The following is a 17,976-nucleotide window of genomic DNA, read 5'->3' on the forward strand; positions in this document are numbered from 1 at the left end:
GGAGAAATGTCATGAAGCAAAAAGTTGTCAACAAGAAGTTCAAGTGGGTTTGGGTGGTGGCGGCCTTCCGTCGGATGGGGGAGTTCAACGGGCACTTGTTCGCTGGGGTATCGTGCGGGTTTTTCCTGCTGCTCGGACTGAAGTTCCCCGCCCTGAGCTCCGTAGCGGTTGCCGTCGCTGTGCTGTATGTCGCAAGCCTCGTCTGGCTCGTCACGCTTGCCCGCAAAGACGAGAAGGCGCGCCATTTCGGCTTCGTGAAGGACTGGATTGCTTCCGCGCCATCCGACAGGGTGCGGGCGGACCGCCAGCAGTTGCTGCGAAATCAAGGCATGGAGGGCGCGGTCTACGCAGCGAGCCTTGCCGCGGTACAAAACTCCGCAACTGCACCTCTGGTCAACGTCGACGGCACGCCGATGATGCCCGGTGGCCTGACGGACATCAACGGCAACCCGTACGGCGTGTTTGGCGGCGGTGCAGGCGGCCTGTTCAACGAGCAGACGGGTGGGTTCGTCGCAGAAAACAACGCCTACGTCGCCCCCATGGGGTTGGATTCGGACCCTCACAATCCGATGTCTTGAGCCCGGCGAAGCAGTGACCTGGAAGCCAGAGGCACAGCCTCTGGCTTTTTTGGTTGGGTCCTGTCTTGGCGGCTGTGAGCCCCGCGCCCTCGCTCCCTTGAAGCTCCCGCGATGGCAGCCCGCTTGAAACGGCCCGGCGAACCGCCACATCCGCTAAGTGGGCCACGGCAGGAGCCCGCCCAATAAAAAACCCCGGGGATTGCTCCTCGGGGTTTGGGAATTACGCTGACGCGGGGCTAGTTGAAGCTAACTTCGCACATGCCGCCGGCGCAGGCCTGCGAGCCGAGGGTGTTGATGTCCACCTGACGGACTTCCGACAGAACCGACGCGAAGTCGATGTCTTGCAAAGAGGTCTGGATGCCCACCCACTTGTGCAGGTTGTAGCAGTCCTTCAGACAGAAGGAGGCCTTCTGCATGTCGCCGTCGAAGTGCTTCGCGAACTTCTTGAAGCGACGCACCCAGTCACGCTTGAGCAGGTCCTTGGAATCCTCGTCCGACAGTTGCAGACCCTTGCCCATTGCGGTGTCGCATGCCATCCACAGGTTGTCGTTGAAGGCGTGCAGCCCGTCGACAATGAGACCTGAGGCGAACATGCTGGCCTCGCCGTAGAGTCCGACGATTTGTTCGGCCGACGTCACTTCCGTGAACGGAGCTTGCGGGTATGCCTTGTCGCCTTCGCCTGCCAGCAACGAGATGCCGGCGAACCACTGGCGATTGTCGAAAATGTACTGCTCGACCGCGCTCCAGTCATCCACCCCGATGGTGTTCGAGATGTTGTGACGCAGCTTTGGATGCACGCACAGTTCCACATTGGTGCCGTTTTCGACCCAGTGCTGCTGTGCCTTCTTCACGAACTCCAGCTGGCGAACGCCCATGAGGTCCTGCTTGAAGATGGACGTGTCCTTCGAGACGACCGGGAAGCTGACAACGATGTCGCTGCCGTTTGCCGACCATACGGACTTCTCCACCATTTTCGGGTTGCGCTGCAGGATGAGCTTGGCCACTTCGTCATCGGCGTTCATCTGAACGTTGCGGAAGTACATCGGCGAGTGCTCGCCGTGGATTCCCGAGGCAGTGCCCAGCAGGACCGACGCGTTGCCCGAGGGCTTCGCACAGGTCGTGCGCGCGGCCGGATTGACCCCGATGAGCATCGCCACTTCACGGTTGACCCGCTTGACGATTTCAGCGCCCTCCTTGAGGATGGCTTCGTCGAACAGGATGTGCGGATTGTTCATCCAGCCCGTGATGCTCACGCCGATGAGGCTTTCGCGCTCGGTGATTCGGCGGGTGGCTTCGGACACATACTTGAAGTTCGTGTAGCCTGCTTGGAGCGTGCCCAGAATGGCGCCGGCCTCGCAAGCGGCGAAGAACAGCTCCTTGTTCACGCACTTGCCGCCGTTGATTTCGGTCAGGTTGCAGAACTGGAACCCCGACACGCCGTCGATGGTGACCGGACGCATGCCGATTTCCACGCACGGGTTGTAAGCGAACTCCTTGTCGTCGACAAAGATGAAGCCCGGCTCGCCGAAGTCGCGCACGGAGGTCATGATTTGCGCCCACTCTTCGCGGGTCAGCTCGTCGCGAAGCAGCACAACGGAGTTGTTGCTGCGGCCGCGCTGCGGGTTGTCGACAAACCAGTCGCCAGTCTTCGCCTTCATCATCTCCTGGTCGTCCTTGTCGAACAGGCAAATCGTCGCGGAGCGACGAACGCCGCCGGCCAGAACTGCGTCGGACATGTGCATGACGAAGTCGTATGCGACGATGGGACGCACGGCGACCGATTCAGCAGCTCCGAGAGCCTTCTGCAACAGCGCCTCGCACTTGATGAGTGCCTGGCGCAGGGGGTCCGGGCCCGGGGCCTTGAAGCCGCCCGAGATTTCCGAACCCTTCGCGCGGATTAGGCTGAAGTCGAAATGAACCTGGTGGCCCTGATATTCCGGGAACGTGCCTTCGCCATCGAAGTACGAGCTCAAGAGGACGCCAAACGCGTCGGCCCAGCCCTCGATGCTGTCGGGAATCTGGAAGACCTTGATTTTCTCGCTCGACGGACGAGCGATTGGGGGCAGCTTGGCCACGTGGTGCTTCTGCACCGAGAAGCCGACGCCGCAGCCGCACAAAAGCAGGTACATCGCTTCCTGGAAGAAAGCCGCACGGTCGCAGTGGCTGACCGAGCAGTTGTACATGCGGGCCTCGTGTTTGCGCAGCTGTTCGCCACCGAACTGCAAGGCACGTTGAGCACCCAGCACCAGTTGGCTTTCGTATGCCACTTCAGCCTTGGCGAAATACTTCTCGAGCTCCGGCGTCATGCGTTCCGCGTACTTGTCGCGGTGCATGTCCATGACGCGTGCTACGGCTTCGTCCCAGGTCTCGTAGGAGCCCCGGGCATCTACCCAGCGGGAGTAGCCCATGAAGAACTTCGACTCGGAGAGCATCTTTTGGCCAAGGGGAGACATCAGAGCGTTTTTCATCTGTTTCTTTCGTAGATTCCGAGGCCCCTGGGGCCTCGATGTTGAAGTTGGTCCGCACGCGTAGCAGGCTTGAAGCCAGTCGCAAGCGGGTTGGTTGTCCTCTCCGCGTATAGCGAGAGGCAATTGACCATCTAAAGGACGACAGCGCCTGCGCCTGGGGGCGCAACGCTGTGCTGGAGGGGTACGCAACCTATAGCTAGCCCGGTCTGGAGGCCTGCTTTAAGGGTGCCAACAGGAGGAGCCGTTAAACGAAAAAGCCACCCCGGATGGGGTGGCCTGCGGGCCGGGGCGCGATTCGGTCAGGCCTCGTTGTCGCGCACTGCCATCGAGGGGTCGATGGCCTCAGCGGAGAGGAACAGATGTCGAATGAGGTCCGTGTGCGAGGCCAGCAGGAGCTTCGTGAGCCAGATGGCCCAGTAGGAGCCGCTGGCAGCGCCGACCTTTACGCCGGTGAAGACGAGGTCGATGAGAGGCTTGACGAGGTGCTCGAGCCCGGGAATCTTGGACAAGACCACCAGGCAGAGAACGCCACAGGCGAGGATGAAGAGGACGGTGCTCATGGTCAGTGTAGAGAGAGCGCGACGCGCTCTGGGAGCAGCTTCGCTTCGATAGCGCGTTGGAGCGCGGCTTCCGCCATTTGCAGCTCGCGCATCGCCCTGGGACAGCTCTCAGCCGCCGCAAACGACCGGGTGAACGACAGCAGCATGGCGAGGGGAACGGCTTCATGCCCGTCCGCTGCCCTGACCGCGGTCGACACGACGCTTCCTTCGCCGTAGCCGACACATGCCAGGACCGCGACAGCTTGGGGCCCCGCACTTGCCTGATGGTCCCGAAGCAACGCGATGGCCTGTTGCACCAGCTTGTCGTACGTACCCGTGGGAGCGTGTTCGCCGCTCAAGGGATTAAGCGCCGGCGGTGGTGAAGCTGCTTTCAGCCGAGGCGGCTCGGCTCTCGTCAGACCCCACCATCAGGAACTGCTCGTACTCGTCGGTAAGGTCAAGGCCCAGCTCATCAGGCGGCATCGTGACCTTGTGCCTGGTCACCTTGAACTCCGGAATAGGCTCCGGGAAGTTGAGCATCGGCGTGTTGATGTGGAACACGCGGGAGCCCGACAGCAGGACCGCCTCTCCGAGGCCCAGGGACTTCAGATGCTCGGGGCTGACGCGATACTCCTCGGATTCCTTCCAGGACTCGGACATGCCGGCGCCGTCCGACGCGTTGCCCTGGGGAGTCGTTCGGATGTTGGAGGAGGATTCGCCCTCGTTCTTGCTCAGCGAGAGGGACTTCGCGAACTTCTTGGTCTTGCCGATGATGTCAGCGGCCGTCTCGGGAGAGTCCTTGGATGCGAACTTGAAACAGACCTTGTTCCAGGTGTTGCCAATGATGATGTCTTCGAAGTCGGGACCGACCGTGCGCAGGTTCGCAAAGGTCTGGAAGGCTGGAATCATGCAGATGCCTGCGCTTCGAGCTTGCTCGAAAAGTCGTGCGATACCGCTCATGACGTAGCTGCCCATTTCGTCAGCAAAGACGAGGAACGGGGGCTTCGGGCGCTTGTCCTTGTGCACGCCCTGCACGTTGTAGACCGCAGTGCGGAGGTCGGAAAGAATGATTTTCCCGAGGTTCAGCGCTGCCGTATCCTTCCCCATGGTCGGAAGCATGACGTACAGACACTTGTTGTTCATCACGATGTCCGTGAGGTCAATTTCCGGCGTGTAGGTGTTGAAGACCTCGCCGAACTTTCCTTGCGCGAAGAGTGCAATTCGCCCGGAGATGCCACCCAGCAAATCCTTGACCATCTTGATGTCAATTCCAACGCCGTTCTTGTCTTTCTTGCGAAACTGATTGAGGAACATCTCCAGGGTCATGCGTTCCTCATCGCCCAAGCGCAACCGCAGCAGCGATTCCAGCGCCCGGTCCGATTGCAAGAGGATGGCGAGGTCGCTGAAGTTGTAGCGGCGCTTGGCTGACTTCAGCGCGCCTGTGAGCACTGTTAAGGCATAGTTCGCCTGCTGGCGGAAGTAGTCGGCGCCTGGCGAGTTTTCCGTTCCCGGAATCAGGTTGAGGAGCCGGCTGGCCACCTCATCGGCGTCGCCCTTGAGGATGGGGTTGTAGGTGTTGCTGTTGTGCGGTTGGTCGACGTTGAGGACGTAGAACTCATCCCCGCGGCCGCAGAGCTGCATCATCATGTTCAACTTGTCGCGCGTCGCCGCATCGAGCTTAGCGTCGATGAAGATGAAGCCGCCACCGCGGATAGCCTGCTGCCAAAGAAGGAACTCGCCCAGAGTGGTCTTGCCGACACCTGACTGGCCGATGATGGCGGTATGCCGAGTCAGGAAGTTGTCGCTGATATCGACGGGCATACCGTTGTCACGCGTGTAGCCGAACCGAATTCCCTCCTTGGTCGACATGAGGTCGCCAAACGTCTCATCCGACGGAAGAACGAAGTTTTCGCGACTGACCGTGTCCGTTCGGTCGAGCCACTCCCGTGCTCGCTTAAACGCGAACCACCCGGCGCCCACAGCGGGCCCCACCAATGCGGGGAGTACATAGGGGTTGCCCGCAACCCAAGGGCTTGACGCCGCGACGCCTGCACCAATCCCCATCAACGCCCAAGCGTCTTTTCGACCTACCAGCATGTAAAACGTCTCCCTTTATGCTGGTTCGTCTAGGAACCAGTCATTTATATGGGCTGGTTGGTCAGGATTCACAAAGAAAAGCGGCAAGACCGAGGTCCTGCCGCTTTACGTCCCGCTTGCGCAGGGCCTGTCAGTGCCTCATTTCGGCATCGTGCCTTGGCTCGCCGGGACGGTCACCGTTACTGGGACGTTATCGTTGCGACCGCCGCTGCCGCCCGGGAACTTGTTGTATGCGTTCTCGACCGTGACTGTGCGCTTCTGCACGCCGCTCTTGGTGGTGTGCACAGTCATCGTGACGGTTTGGGTCACGTTGCCTTCGCGCTTGCCGCAGGCCAGCTCGTTAGGAGCCTTGAAGACGTGGATTCCGTAGTAGCCCGAGCCGGGCTCGGAGAGGGACAGCGGTTGAAGGGTTTCGGTCATCGTGCAGTCCCCCCAGTCCACTTCTACCGCGGTCACGCGGTCCACGTCCTTGGCCTTGTCGCCTGTCGTCTCAGGCCAGTATCCGCTCGCGATGAGTCGCGTGTGGAACGGTCCGAAGCCTTGCGATGGGCTGATGCGGGCGTAGTGCGCCGCAGATGGCGCGGTAACCGTGATGGTGCCCTTACCATCCGCATACTGGCTGTTGAACTGCTGGAACTGCTCAGCAGCCGCCCGGCCGATTTCGCTCGGGCTGCCGGCCGAAGCCGCGACCTTGTCCATGACCGACGTCAACCATTCGGACAGGTCCATCTTGCCGAAGTCCATGGCAGACAGTTGACCCGGCGTGAAGCCCGTGCAGTCGGGGAACTGAGGGAATCCCCACAGCTTGAGGGCAACGGCCGAGGTCGCAGTCACCCGAAAGCTGCACAGGTTCGTCAGGGCATCGCAACGGCCCGTGAGGCGCGTGTCAGAGTTCGGAAAGGTGAACTCCGAGGTGCGCAGGTCGGTTGGGACTTGCACGGTTTTCCAAGTCTGGCCGCCATCCTGGCTGTAGTCGATGCGGATGCGTTCCGGCACGGTCTTTCCGTCCGAGGCGCCCTTTACGGACCAGGTGCGGAACACCAGGTCGGCGATGTTCGACATCTGGTTCAACGCGCCGGCGGAGCGGCCTTCTGACTCTTCGTTCGAGTAAAGGTGCCATGACAGGTCACGGGTGACGATAGCCTTGCCACCCTGACCCATCGGCCATCCTCGTGCTTCATAGGTGCAATTGCCCGATTCGGGCGAGCATGCGCCCTTCACGGCGGTGTAACGGCTGACACCCCGGGACTCGTTGACCAGCGGGTCGAGTTCCACCAGGTTCCACGAATTCGGGCCGAACTCAGGTGCCTTTGGCATTTCGGCGCACCCGTTCGAGTTATCGCAGCTGGCAATGATGGTCCGAACGACGCCAGGGCATTCGAACGATTCCGGGTCCGTCGCAAAAATTTCGCCGGCCTTGACGGGGTCCGCGCAGTAGCTGGGCCACTGCCACGCAGCGACCTTGACGCCGTTGACGTCCACCGGCGACGTCCACCGCCCGTTGCCCTGGTCGAGATAGGTGAAGTTCAGATTCTGGCTGACGATGTCCGCGCCTTGCCCGGACATGGCCATCTGCAGCAGCTGGCCGCGGCCCTGCTCGTGGATGACGCGCGGCAGAATGCCGTTGAATGAGCAGTAGGTCTGGGTGTATTCCAGGCAGGACTTCAGCGGCCACTTAGCCCTGTTGGAGCAGTACTCGCCAATGTAGACGGTGTATTTCGAGCGCCGGGCTGCGGCGAGCTCGACCGTGGGCATTTCGCAGCCGTCACGCATCATCTGTCCTGACTTCGGGCGCTCCATGTCCATCCGGCAGCAGTTCCGCCCGAACAACTGGCCGATGCCGCCTGTCGCCCGCTTGCAGCGCATATCCTTGCCCGTGAAAATCTTCGGGATGGTCGGGTTGTCGCTCATGTCGTCAATGCCTTCGCCCGCAGCGTCCGCAATCGCGGCCGAGACCAGGGCGGCGTTCATCTTCTCGACGTCGACGGTTTGGTCTTGCTTCACGGCATTGCCGAACGTGATGTCGTCCGTGTTCAGGCAGGCGTTGTCTTCGGAACTCTTGGACCACTCGACGCAGATATCCTGAGCGTGCGTGCATTGGTAGGTCTCGTTCTGGGACATGACGAGGCCGCCGTTGCCGCCGGTGTAGGAGGCTGGCTCGGCAGAGGTCATGCTGCAGTGCGCCAGGTCAACGCTCTTGCAGGAATCGAGGTCGTCGGTCGCGCTGGGCTGCCCGTAGCAGACGACACCGGTGGTCGGCGTCGTGTAGATGCCACAACCCGCTTTCTCAGCGTTGGTGAGCTGCAGGACAACACCCGTCGGGAAGCCAGTAGCCTCATCGACGGCCGCGACTAGGCATTGGGCGTCGTCTAGCGTGCGGCCGAACCACTCGCCGCCTTGGTAGGTGTTGTACCGGCTTTCTGAGAGAGGGCTCAAGTCGCAGGCGCCAGCGACCGGCGAGGGCGATGCCTCCACCGACAGGACGGCGGGGTCGCTCGTGGCGAAGTACTCGGTCCAGCTCTGGTCCAGGCACGTCGTGCCGTCCTCTGCGAGCTGCGAGCAGACCTTGGCGGTCTCGCCAATCTTCGACTTGTCCTTGCGCAGGTCTACGCCTTCCGAGGTGAGGCATGTGTCCGTGGTCGCCACCTTGCCGTCCTTGTCGATTTTGACCTTGATGTCGCATTGTGCGGTCTCGAGCTTGTACTTCGTGATGCGCTCAGTGAGGGGGAACGTGCGCGTGCAGCTCGTGGTGAACTTCTGCGAAGTCGTGCTCCATTTCGTGCAGCTGCGCGGGCCGGAGCACTGAGCATCCGCCTGGGTGAGCTTGGTCTCGGTTCCTCCTTCGGCGGCTTGGGCCGGATTTGCCCGCAGGTGCTCGCCGGTCTCCCTGGTCTTGTCGGCGTAGCTGCCGTTTTCGACGTTGGTGCGGAGGTCCGAAATCAGTGTGCTGTTGGAAGCAATCTGTTGGCCGGTGACCTTCAGAGTGGCGTCGCTGCCGCCAATGACCGACGTCCCGCGGACCGAGATGCGGCAGCTGTCGGTGCTGTTGCAGCCAGCCCCGACCTGAACTCCGCTCACCGTGGTGAAGGAGCCGACGGGCACGGAAATCTCTTGCGAGAAGTCGCTATCAGCCGCGCACTGCCCCAGTCGCTGCTGGTTGTCACAAACCTTGAAGAGCAGCGATTGAACCGGAGCGCCCTCGCACGCGACTGCCCGGAACGTGAGGTTGCCACCCGAGCGGATTTCACCTTCGACCTTGGCGCGGCAGTTGAGGTCGAACTTCGCCGTGGCAGTGACGACGGCGATGCCTGCCTGTTGCTTCTGGCCGGGGGAGGCAACTTGCTCGAGGCCCTCCAGTCCGGTGATGCTTTTGAAGTAGTCGAGGCCTGCGGCCTGGGTAAAAGACGACCTCGGCGCCAGCTGCGCCGTTCCGTCCTCGTTCAGGATTGTGTCTCCCCCCGCATCCCGGTTCACGCTGACGCTGCGCATCTGGGTTGCAGCTTGGGTGGCTACTTTCTTCGCCTGCGCAATCTCCTCCGCGGTAGGGGCTTGCGCCGCTGTGGTGAACGTGAAAAGGGCGCACATGGCGCCCAGAAGGTAGTTTGCGACACGCATTGGGTAGTCTCCGGCCTATAGGTTGCTCCAACGTATAGGTACAGAGACCCCACTTAGCCTTTGCGCATCATTTCTGGGGTGGAAGTGCTGAGGCGTTCTGCAGCGCCTTCGCGGCGAGGGCATCAGCCATGGCCTTGCGGATGCCTTCCTCTTCCTTCAAGCGCTCCGATGGCGACTTAAAGTCTTCCCATTTGCCCGTGAACGGCTTTTGCTCTTTTGCAGGAGTATCGCCCAGGGCGAATCCGCGCGCCAGAGCTTTGATGTAGGGCGTTGCATCCTCCATGCCGTCGTCGAGGAACTGTTGGAGGGCATAGTTTGCAGTGACGGCACCCGAAACCTTCGAGTATTTGGCCGGGTCCAGCGGCGGGCAGGTGTTGTACTGCAGGTCCTGCCCGCGGTATTTGAACTTGCGCGGCTCGATTCCGGTGCACTGCATCTCCACGCGATAGGTGGTCAGCACGATGGTCGGAACCGTGGTGACCTGGTAGGCGTCGTACATGCGCGGGTCAATCGAAATATTGGCTGACGCACCCTTGCCGTAGTTCAGCTTCGTGAGGTCTTCGCTCACAAAGTCTCCGAGGCTTCGCCCCGGAGGCGCGCCCCGGAAAATCAGCGTGCCGCCAGACCACATGGCCTCGACGGCGTAAGACCGCAGCATTTCCAGCGGCATTGACCAAGACACGAAGTAGTAAAGGTTGGACCTCCGCTTGGGGCTGATGCCCAGGAACTCCAGAACCTTGTCACGCTCGCCAGCGATTGACTGGTCCGCGATGTCGTCGGCATTCTTCTTACCGCGGGCCACTCGCTCGGCGAACTCCGGGTCGGGAACAGCCTTCTCATATGCGGTGAGCAGGTCAACAGCCAGGGTCTCGCCGAGCTTTCGGGCCGCCTCAACCTGTTGGGGGTCCGCGTCCTTGAGGTTGCCGTATGGCACGTAGAGGGCTCCGGCATCTTGCTTCTCGGCGGGCGCTTCGGTTCCGTCGGCAGTGTCTTGGGCGCGGGCCTGCTGGGCGCTCAGGGCGAAGGCCACGATGGCTGCAGCCATCGATACGGTCAAGCACTTGTTCATCACGGTACGCGGTAGCAGCATTGTTTGCCTTGCCAAATCATGTTGATGGTGTGCTCCTGGGTAGGGGCGTTCGACGTCGGCGGATATTGGAATTCGGCCATATCGCCGAAGACCACTGCTCGGCCGGTACGGTTGATAGGGCCAACCTGGTTGAACCGGTACTGACCCTTAACGACCATGGGATTCGGATGTGACGCGCAGATAGCCGAGGGACCGATGGTGGTGAACAGCAATCCCAGACGGCTGAAGCGTGCGATGAACTTGGCCGCAATGAGGTTGTTCTCTGCAAAGTCCTGGCCGGCATGGGACGTGTTGCCGGATAAGGGGTACAGATTTCCCCATGCTCCGGCACACCAGAACAGGGCATCAATGGTGTGGCCGAGGGTCGAGGCCGCGGCGTCGACCGCGCATGCGGCGTGAGCGGTGAGCCCCGTAAAGATGGAAGCTTCTGGGGTGAAGATGCCGCTCCAGGTATCGTCCTGCCACATTGGGTCGACCTCGGTCATGTACGTGACGTCCACGCCCGAGGGGTTCTTGCAGTACGCGAGAAGCTCCTGGTCAATCATGTCCAGCACGGGGTAGGTGATGAAGTGGACGTTCATGCGGTTGGCTTGCCGCTTTTCCAGGCCTTCACCCGTCGACTTCTCGGAGCCCTGGTTCGCATAGGTCTTGAGAACCTGCATGCCGCCCATTGAGGGCATGCACCCGGGGCGGCGTTCCACCTCCACCAGGTACATCGGCTCCCAGTAAGTGAGGCCCTCGCCCATGGTCGGGTACCCGTAGGTCATGACGGAAGGGCAGTAGCAGATGGGGGGCATCGCCTGCATCAACACCGGGTTCTCGTTGTAGCCGGACCCGTTGATTTGCATGCCGACAATCGTGATGGGGTACAGGTTGTTCCAGTCGATGTTCATCGGATTGAACATCTCGCCCGTGCAGATGGCAGCCTGCGCCTCGCCCGTAACCCCAGATTCATCCTGCTGCGCAGAAGCGCCGAAGGCGCAGCACATCAGAACAGCGGCAAAAAGCTTCTTGAAGACGTTCATTGGGTCACTCCAGAGGAAGATGGCGCGGAGGCAGGCACGGAAACGGCCAACGCCCCTGCCGACAGCTCTGACTGCTTCGGCTTGAGCTCATCCCAGGCGTGCAGGACCTCGTCGGTCTGAAATGGCTGGCCGAAGGAAGTAACCGCGATGTATTTGGAGTTCACGCCCGTGCCCGGGTAGACCAGGGCAGGCAGATACTTCACTTGGAAGCGGCTGATGAGCGCGTCACTCGCGTGAAAGATGGGGCGCTTGAAGATGTCACCAAGGTCCTTCACGTCGCCACTGCCGGCTTCGATGGGGACGATTCGGTCCTGCTCAGCGGCAAAGACCTTCTTGACAAGCTCCCGCTGGTCCTCCTGAGACCCGTCGAAGAAGAAGAGGGCGGTGACCGGGTGGTATGAGTCAAGCGGGTTCACCTTGGTGCCCTTGGCAGCAAGGACTTCCCACTTGTAGCTGCCATCGCTTTGCTTCACAGGAGCTTGGATGTCCGAAGTGAGGACCAGGGACGGGTCGAAGTACGCTGTACCGGTCTCGTTGGCTTGGGGCAGCTGGCGTTTCGGCAGGTTCGACAGGAACTTCTTGCCGCTTTCAACCACCTGCTTGTTCACCTTGTTCCAGTCCGTACGAGACGCGGACTCGAGCATCGTTTGGCGCATGTCTACTTCGATGATGGGCCAGACGTTCCCTTGGACGCCGTGGTCCTTGGCATGGGCCAGGCCGACCATGGCCAGGAGCGCGGTGGCGAACAGGGCTAGTTTCATCGTGGAATTTCGGTAGAGGGTTGTGCAACCTATAGCCAAATGGCTCAGTCCAGGACGCCGACGATGGAGCTGATGATGGCAACCTCACGCATGAGCACGCCGTTCTTGATGCCATGCTCTTTCATGACGTCGTCGAACGAACTGCCGCCAATCAGGCTGCCCATGATGGTGAACTGCCGCGGCGTCAGGTCGTCACGGTGCCGCTCGAGGAGCTCCTGGCGCTCGTCGCGCATCGCCTGGTCTTCGTCCTCTTCGATGGCGGGCTCGCCGTCGGCAGCCATGAGTGGGTTCAGGCCGAGGCCGTCAGGCAGGCCTTCGGGGGCCATTCCGCTGTCCGCACCCTCGCCGCCGTCGGTCTGAAACCAGCCCTCGAGCTTGTCCCACTCCAGGGCTGCGGCGAGCACGCCGGGGGTCACGTAGGAGCTGCCGTCCTTGCGCTTGCGGAACGCCGAGCCCGGCAGGCGCACCGACGAGCCGAGTTCGCGCCGAAGACGCAGTGCTGCGTGCCCAGCCATCCGGTGAGCGTAGGCCGCAATCTGGCCGGGCTTGTACTTCGCCGTATCAGGGCTCAGGGTGAACCACATCATGCGGATTTCCTGCGCCGCCTCCTTCTTGAGCTCGGGCGGCACTTGGTTCTGGGAGCAGGCGATGTCGATAATCTTCTGGTCCAGCGGCGGCTGGCACTGCGACAGGTAGTCGAACAGCGACATGTCCGAGGTCAGGTTCTCCGGGGGGACCACGTCCTTGCGTTGGCGGGTAGGCTTAGCAGTTTTGACAGCGACTTCAGACATTCGAGGCTCCAGTTTCCAAGTGATTGAGAGGCGGGCTGGGCGGCGGCCGCCTCAATCCAAAAATACGTTTTAGGTGGTCAGTTCGTAAATCTGAACCAAGGTGCGTCCGGCACCTCTTTTCGCCGGCAACTGCCGCACGAACGGGGGGAAAGGCATGGCTTTGGGGTTGTCATCCAGAATCAGGCCGAGACCGTCGGGGTTCTTGTCGGAGGGCGCTACCAGGCAGTCAAGCATTGGCTTCATCCCTCCGTACGCGTTGTCCCAGTCCAGTCCGCCGCCGGCGCACTCTCTTGTCACCACCAGGAAGCTCCGTTCGACGGGGGCTTCTGGCTTTTGGCCCTTGAGGGCCGCCTTTACCATCATTCGCCATTGGCGCCGCAAATCCTTGTATGCGTGAAAGTGAAGGCCCTTGATGACGTTGTTCGAGGGTGTTTCGACAGGGAGGGAGAGTTCGTACTTAAGCTCTCCTCGCTGTTTCCAGATTTCAAGCCCTGCTACGGGGCTCTCCATCCAGCCGCCGGTCAGGCGCCGGCCTTGCTCGCTTCGTACTTCTTCATGAAGTCCTTGTCGGAGGTGATGAACTCCTTGAGGATGGTCTCCACGAGGGCGCTGGTCTCAATCTCGACGCCGTGCGCGGCCTTGTACTCCTGGCGATAGGCCTCGACCAGGTCCGCGGTGGACTTCTTGACACTGACGGCCAGGCGTTCGACGGGTTCGCGCAGGGTGATTTTCTTGAGCTTCATGGTGACAGGTACCGAAAGTTGTGTTGGTGATAGTTGTTAGCGACCAGCGCTTAAACGACAGTGAAAGTATAGCTTCAGTAACACCAACTGTCAAAGAATAAACAGTGCCAGTATCAGTTTAGACGCGATTTAGGTTCTAGTGCGCCAGGTGAGACGCACTGGCGTGGTTAGCCCCCAAAGAAAAACCCCGGCCCATGTGGCGCCGGGGTTTCGAATGACGGAGAGTTAGCCTTGGCTGTCGTCGCCGCCATCCTGCTGGGGACGGGGCTTCGGCTCGTAGGGCTCGACCTTGAAGGCACGGATTTTCAGGGCCGACGTCCAGGTCGAGTCGCTCTTGCGTTGGTAGGTCTCGGCATTCAGGACGCCCATCACCTTGACCAGCATGCCCTTGTTCAGCATGTCGGCTTCCATCTCGGAGATGAAGGCGACGACGTCGTACCAGGTGGTCGTCCTGTTGGCGTCCTTGCCTTGATTTTCCGCAAGGCGGAGCGTGTAGTATTCTTTCCCGGACTCGCGGGCAGTTTTCTTTTCGGGCTGCGCAGCGATGTTACCGAAGACAATCATGGGGAACTCCTAATCTAGAACAGTGGCGCCTCATCGTCCGCATGTGCGGGGAAGAACGAATCGGCAAAATAAATGGCTTGTAAGTGGTGCGTCGCCCCCACGAGCACCTCTTCATATAGGTAGCGCAGGAAACCCGGTGGCCACCCCTAAAGCGGTTCTGCTCGCTCCTGCTTACGGTTTTAGGGTCGGCGCATGGCGGCCGCCCGGCGTACCGCCGTCTTAGGGTTGGAGGACGACAGGGCCGGCGGACGCCAAAGAAAAAGAGCTCCATGAAGGAGCTCTTGAATCAGGGCAGAACGAACGCGTCAGAAGGCGCGGGCGTTTTGACGTGACCTGGAGGCAGCGACCATTGCTGCAACCTCCTTGGCACGCTGTTGCTGCCGGGACGCAGCGCGAGCATTCAGAACCTTGCGCACCTGCCAGCCGACGAAGCAGAGGAATCCGCCGAGTGCGACCAGCTGGAACAGGAAGCCCAGAAAACCGAAGATGTTTGCAGCCATGATGACCTCATGAAGAAAAAGTTGAACTGCTTGGTGTAGGTACAAGGCGCAAACGGCTACCAGTATTGGTGTCAGGTCATCCTCTGGTATAAAATGAACGGTCAGTTTCAAGCCGGTAGCTTTACGTAGTAGGAAAATGTTGCAGTGCGCGTCAGCGCCTTATCAAGCGGCGAGTTCCGAAAGGCATCCCAATAACAAGGTGGCGCCCTCGCGCGCCAAGAGGTATCTATGACCAAGAATGATGTGACGACTGTGGTTCCGCTCGATTCGAAGCGCGCTTCCCGCGCCGCTCCGTCGAATGCGCCTGTGGAGGTTCCCCCATGGAATGGTGAGTTTGACGAGAACTCACTGCTGCGCCCGGGTGCCTACCTGGTCGCGGCGTTGAAGCGCCGTGCGGACTACCTAGGTCACACGGGGGTAGAGATGGCCAAGGACCACCTGGGCGTCACCTACGGGTACATCACCCAGCTGAGGAACGGAACACGCCCGACAAAGGCGATTTCAGAAGAGTTCTCCGTCAAGTGCGCGGAGTACCTTGGTATTCCGCGGCTTACGGTTCTGCTGATGGCAGGCCGTATCACCGTGTCCGACCTGTATGCGAGCCCATCGCAGCTGGAGAGGGAGGTTCCCCGTGTGCTCGAGTTCATCACCCAGGACAGCGAGTGGGGCCACCTGATAACGCCCGACGTCCTGCACGGGACGCTTGAGACGAAGTACTTGGTAGCCCGTTTGTACGAAAAGGCGACTCAGCGCCGGTTGCTGCCCGAGCAACTGAGCTTGGACCGCATTGCAGAAGCGTTTAAGGGCCTCGAACAGGAACGTGCGAAGCGGTTGAGCGAAGCGTCGTCCCTGGAAGGCGGTGCTGATGAATGACTACTGGCGTCGGTATGACGCGCTTTTGATTTTAAAGGGCCCTGCTTTGCGGGGCCCTTTTTCTTGCCTTAGGCGTCAGCGAGGGCCTGCCAACCCGGCGACGAAATCACCCGGTCTGCAGCCTTGAATTCGACGCCGTTGGCGTTCATCGACACCTTCGTTTGGTCGTAGCGCATGTCTTGGCCGAGCGCCTGGAGATATCGCAGGCTGATGAGGTTATAGAGCTGCTGCTCGTCGGGGGCCAAGTCGACGAGCATGTAGGTCGGGATGATGCCGTGGTGGTCCGAGAGCTTGGAGTCGTCGAAGGTGGTCGAGCGCATGACGATTCCCTGGCGGAGGAGCTCATCGACCTTGGAGGGCGCCGTGAGCCGCACGCAGTCGAGCACCTCCTTTACCTGGGCTTTCTGGTTCTCCGCCAGGTATTCACAGTCTGTCCGAGGATAGCTCGTAACCTTCTTTTCATACAGCTTTTGGGCAAGCTCGAGTGTTCGAGCTGCCGAAAAGCCGAGTACCCGGTTGGCATCGCGCTGCAACGTGGGCAGCGAATAGGGAAGCGGGGGACGTTCCGAACCGGGCTCCCGGGTCACTCGCAGCGGAGCGGTGGCGCCTTCGGCCTGCCTCATCATCTTCTCGGCGTCCGCCTTTTCGGTGATGCGCTTGTCTTCCGCCGGTGCGTGCCACATCTTGAAGGCTTTCCCGCTCGCAGTGGTCAAGCTCGCCTCCAGCTCGTAATACGACGACGACTTGAAGTCAGCGATAGCCTTGTCGCGGTGCACGATGAGGGCCAGGGTGGGGGTCTGGACCCGTCCGAGCGGAAAGTAGTCGCCGCGGACGTTCGCCGCCAGGGACACCGCACGCGTCCCCGTGATGCCGTACATCCAGTCGGCGTGCTGCCGCGCCTTGGCCGCCTCGTAGAGCGGGTCCTTGGACGAGCCAGGCAGCAGTGTCCCCAAGGCCTTCTTGATGCCCGCAGGTGTCATTTCGCTGGCCCAGAATCGCTCCAGCGGGCCACGGTACTTGCAATGGTCCAGGATGAGGCGGCCGATGAGTTCGCCTTCCCGTCCCGCGTCGGTCGCCAGGACCACCTTAGTGGCGGTTTTGAGCAGTGCTGCGATGGCCTTCACCTGGTCGCCGGAGCCGCGCACCACGCTGTACTTCCAGTTCTCAGGAATCATGGGAAGTTGCGCCCACTTCCAGTAGCCGCCCCAGTCCTTGGAGTAGACCTCCGGGTCGACGAGCTCGAGCAAGTGGCCACGGGCCCAGGTGATGAGGGTTCCGTCCTTGGCCTCGATGTGGAAGCGCGACTTCGACTTCACGCCCATGATTGCAGCGATATCGTTGGCGACAGAGGACTTTTCGGTAAGGATAACGGTAGGCATTTGTGGTCTGGTTCAGAGGTCGGGTTGGGAAGGGGCGGTATCAGCGGCGGGTGCGTCGAGTGAATCGGTTTCGAGGTCTCCGGCGGCGCGCATGAGGTCCAGCGCAGTGGTCTCCTCCACGCCATGCCAACTGAAAGGCACGTCCACGAAGCAGCGGGCGAGGATGATTTCGGCGAGCACGAGCTCCGGAGTCAGGCCGGGGTATTCCTTCAGGAACTTCGCGATGTAGCGAAGCAGCTGCTTGTCGTGCTTGTGCCGGGAGTCGTAGACGAAGACGAGCTTGTTTAGCAGCAGTCCTCCGCTCTTCGTCAGTTGCGAGTCGCGGGTCAGGAGCTCCAGCGCCTTCTTGACCTCCTCGTACGGCTTGAAGGCCGACTCGACCTCAACCCAGTCGGCAACCCGAGTACCGTCGGTGAACCCAGCGGTCGCGCCGGAATAAACGATGAGCCCGTCAGGAATCTTGCGAAAGCGCTCACGCACGTATTCCTTGTCCACGGGCGACCACCCCTTCAGGAGAGCGTATTCGCCGAAAATTTCGTCGCCGGCGCGAGCTCGCTCGATGAGGTAGTTCGTTCCGAGAGTTCGGTGGAAGAACTGAGGCCCGTTGAAGGCCAGCTCATAGCCTTCCTGCGCGACAATGTCGAAATCCTTGAGGCGGGCGACACCCTTCGAGGCGAGGACGAGCGAATAGCCGCCAAGCGTATTGGCCTTCTCGAGGAGCATGCCTTTGCTTAGCATGCGTTTGACGGTTCGCCCAGCCATGACATAGGCGCTGGTTCCCGACGACCGTGGCCAGACGGCGGAAGCGACCTCCTGACGGCGAAGATGCCCAAAGTGGCGCAGGGCCTTCAAGATGCGCAGCTCATTCTCGTCGGCAACGGCGCGACCATCTTTGGTGGTCGGCGTATAGGGTTGAGGCATACGGGTTCGATGGAGCGATGAAAGGGAAACAC

At 60.9% G+C, this 17,976-nt stretch carries 17 protein-coding genes; 2 read left to right on the top strand and 15 right to left on the bottom strand.

Going from position 1 to position 17,976, the window contains the following annotated elements:
* Positions 1 to 11 precede the first annotated feature (11 nt).
* Complete coding sequence (locus tag E5P2_RS28355) at positions 12 to 578, top strand: hypothetical protein (protein ID WP_068679151.1); 567 nt, start codon at positions 12 to 14, stop codon at positions 576 to 578.
* A 236-nt stretch (positions 579 to 814) separates the two neighbouring features.
* Here the strand turns inward: E5P2_RS28355 and E5P2_RS28360 are convergent, their stop codons facing one another.
* The 13 genes from E5P2_RS28360 to E5P2_RS28420 all read right to left on the bottom strand — a co-directional run bounded on the left by E5P2_RS28360 (position 815) and on the right by E5P2_RS28420 (position 14,771).
* Positions 815 to 3,046: a recombinase gene (locus E5P2_RS28360; RefSeq protein ID WP_146039484.1), complete on the bottom strand. Its 2,232-nt coding sequence runs from the start codon at positions 3,044 to 3,046 to the stop codon at positions 815 to 817.
* Positions 3,047 to 3,345: 299 nt separating this feature from the next.
* Positions 3,346 to 3,606 carry a hypothetical protein gene (locus tag E5P2_RS28365; RefSeq protein WP_068679154.1) on the bottom strand — a complete coding sequence of 87 codons (261 nt, stop codon included), beginning with the start codon at positions 3,604 to 3,606 and terminating at the stop codon, positions 3,346 to 3,348.
* Between the two features lie 2 nt (positions 3,607 to 3,608).
* The gene (locus tag E5P2_RS37915; protein WP_232077588.1) at positions 3,609 to 3,803 is read right to left on the bottom strand and encodes a hypothetical protein; all 195 of its coding nucleotides are present in this window, start codon (positions 3,801 to 3,803) and stop codon (positions 3,609 to 3,611) included.
* Positions 3,804 to 3,948: 145 nt separating this feature from the next.
* The gene (locus E5P2_RS28375) at positions 3,949 to 5,682 is read right to left on the bottom strand and encodes a type IV secretory system conjugative DNA transfer family protein (protein ID WP_083944475.1); all 1,734 of its coding nucleotides are present in this window, start codon (positions 5,680 to 5,682) and stop codon (positions 3,949 to 3,951) included.
* A 138-nt stretch (positions 5,683 to 5,820) separates the two neighbouring features.
* The gene (traN, locus tag E5P2_RS28380) at positions 5,821 to 9,297 is read right to left on the bottom strand and encodes a conjugal transfer protein TraN (RefSeq protein ID WP_162570727.1); all 3,477 of its coding nucleotides are present in this window, start codon (positions 9,295 to 9,297) and stop codon (positions 5,821 to 5,823) included.
* Positions 9,298 to 9,364: 67 nt separating this feature from the next.
* Positions 9,365 to 10,342: a TrbC family F-type conjugative pilus assembly protein gene (locus E5P2_RS28385; RefSeq protein ID WP_162487202.1), complete on the bottom strand. Its 978-nt coding sequence runs from the start codon at positions 10,340 to 10,342 to the stop codon at positions 9,365 to 9,367.
* 23 nt (positions 10,343 to 10,365) lie between these two features.
* Complete coding sequence (locus E5P2_RS28390; protein ID WP_162570728.1) at positions 10,366 to 11,412, bottom strand: TraU family protein; 1,047 nt, start codon at positions 11,410 to 11,412, stop codon at positions 10,366 to 10,368.
* Positions 11,409 to 12,173 (bottom strand): hypothetical protein, encoded by a 765-nt coding sequence (locus E5P2_RS28395; protein WP_068679167.1) that lies wholly within the window; start codon positions 12,171 to 12,173, stop codon positions 11,409 to 11,411. The genes E5P2_RS28390 and E5P2_RS28395 overlap by 4 nt, the downstream gene beginning before the upstream one ends.
* 44 nt (positions 12,174 to 12,217) lie before the next feature.
* Positions 12,218 to 12,964, bottom strand: coding sequence for a hypothetical protein (locus E5P2_RS28400; RefSeq protein WP_162570729.1), 747 nt, complete (start codon positions 12,962 to 12,964; stop codon positions 12,218 to 12,220).
* A gap of 69 nt (positions 12,965 to 13,033) precedes the next feature.
* Positions 13,034 to 13,474, bottom strand: a complete 441-nt coding sequence (locus tag E5P2_RS28405) for a hypothetical protein (RefSeq protein WP_068679170.1) — start codon at positions 13,472 to 13,474, stop codon at positions 13,034 to 13,036.
* Between the two features lie 11 nt (positions 13,475 to 13,485).
* Positions 13,486 to 13,707, bottom strand: a complete 222-nt coding sequence (locus E5P2_RS28410) for a DUF2274 domain-containing protein (protein WP_068679172.1) — start codon at positions 13,705 to 13,707, stop codon at positions 13,486 to 13,488.
* Between the two features lie 225 nt (positions 13,708 to 13,932).
* The gene (locus E5P2_RS28415; RefSeq protein WP_068679175.1) at positions 13,933 to 14,271 is read right to left on the bottom strand and encodes a single-stranded DNA-binding protein; all 339 of its coding nucleotides are present in this window, start codon (positions 14,269 to 14,271) and stop codon (positions 13,933 to 13,935) included.
* Positions 14,272 to 14,576: 305 nt separating this feature from the next.
* A complete protein-coding gene (locus E5P2_RS28420) occupies positions 14,577 to 14,771 on the bottom strand; it encodes a hypothetical protein (RefSeq protein WP_068679177.1) in 195 nt (64 codons plus the stop codon).
* 228 nt (positions 14,772 to 14,999) lie between these two features.
* Here E5P2_RS28420 and E5P2_RS28425 point away from each other — a divergent pair, with 228 nt between their 5' ends.
* A complete protein-coding gene (locus tag E5P2_RS28425) occupies positions 15,000 to 15,644 on the top strand; it encodes a hypothetical protein (RefSeq protein WP_068679179.1) in 645 nt (214 codons plus the stop codon).
* A gap of 68 nt (positions 15,645 to 15,712) precedes the next feature.
* Here the strand turns inward: E5P2_RS28425 and E5P2_RS28430 are convergent, their stop codons facing one another.
* Positions 15,713 to 17,023, bottom strand: a complete 1,311-nt coding sequence (locus E5P2_RS28430; protein WP_068679181.1) for a DNA topoisomerase — start codon at positions 17,021 to 17,023, stop codon at positions 15,713 to 15,715.
* Positions 17,024 to 17,035: 12 nt separating this feature from the next.
* On the bottom strand, positions 17,036 to 17,944 hold the full coding sequence (locus E5P2_RS28435) for a hypothetical protein (RefSeq protein WP_162570730.1): 909 nt from the start codon (positions 17,942 to 17,944) through the stop codon (positions 17,036 to 17,038).
* Positions 17,945 to 17,976: the final 32 nt, after the last annotated feature.

Source organism: Variovorax sp. SRS16, from assembly GCF_901827165.1.
GTDB lineage: Bacteria > Pseudomonadota > Gammaproteobacteria > Burkholderiales > Burkholderiaceae_C > Variovorax.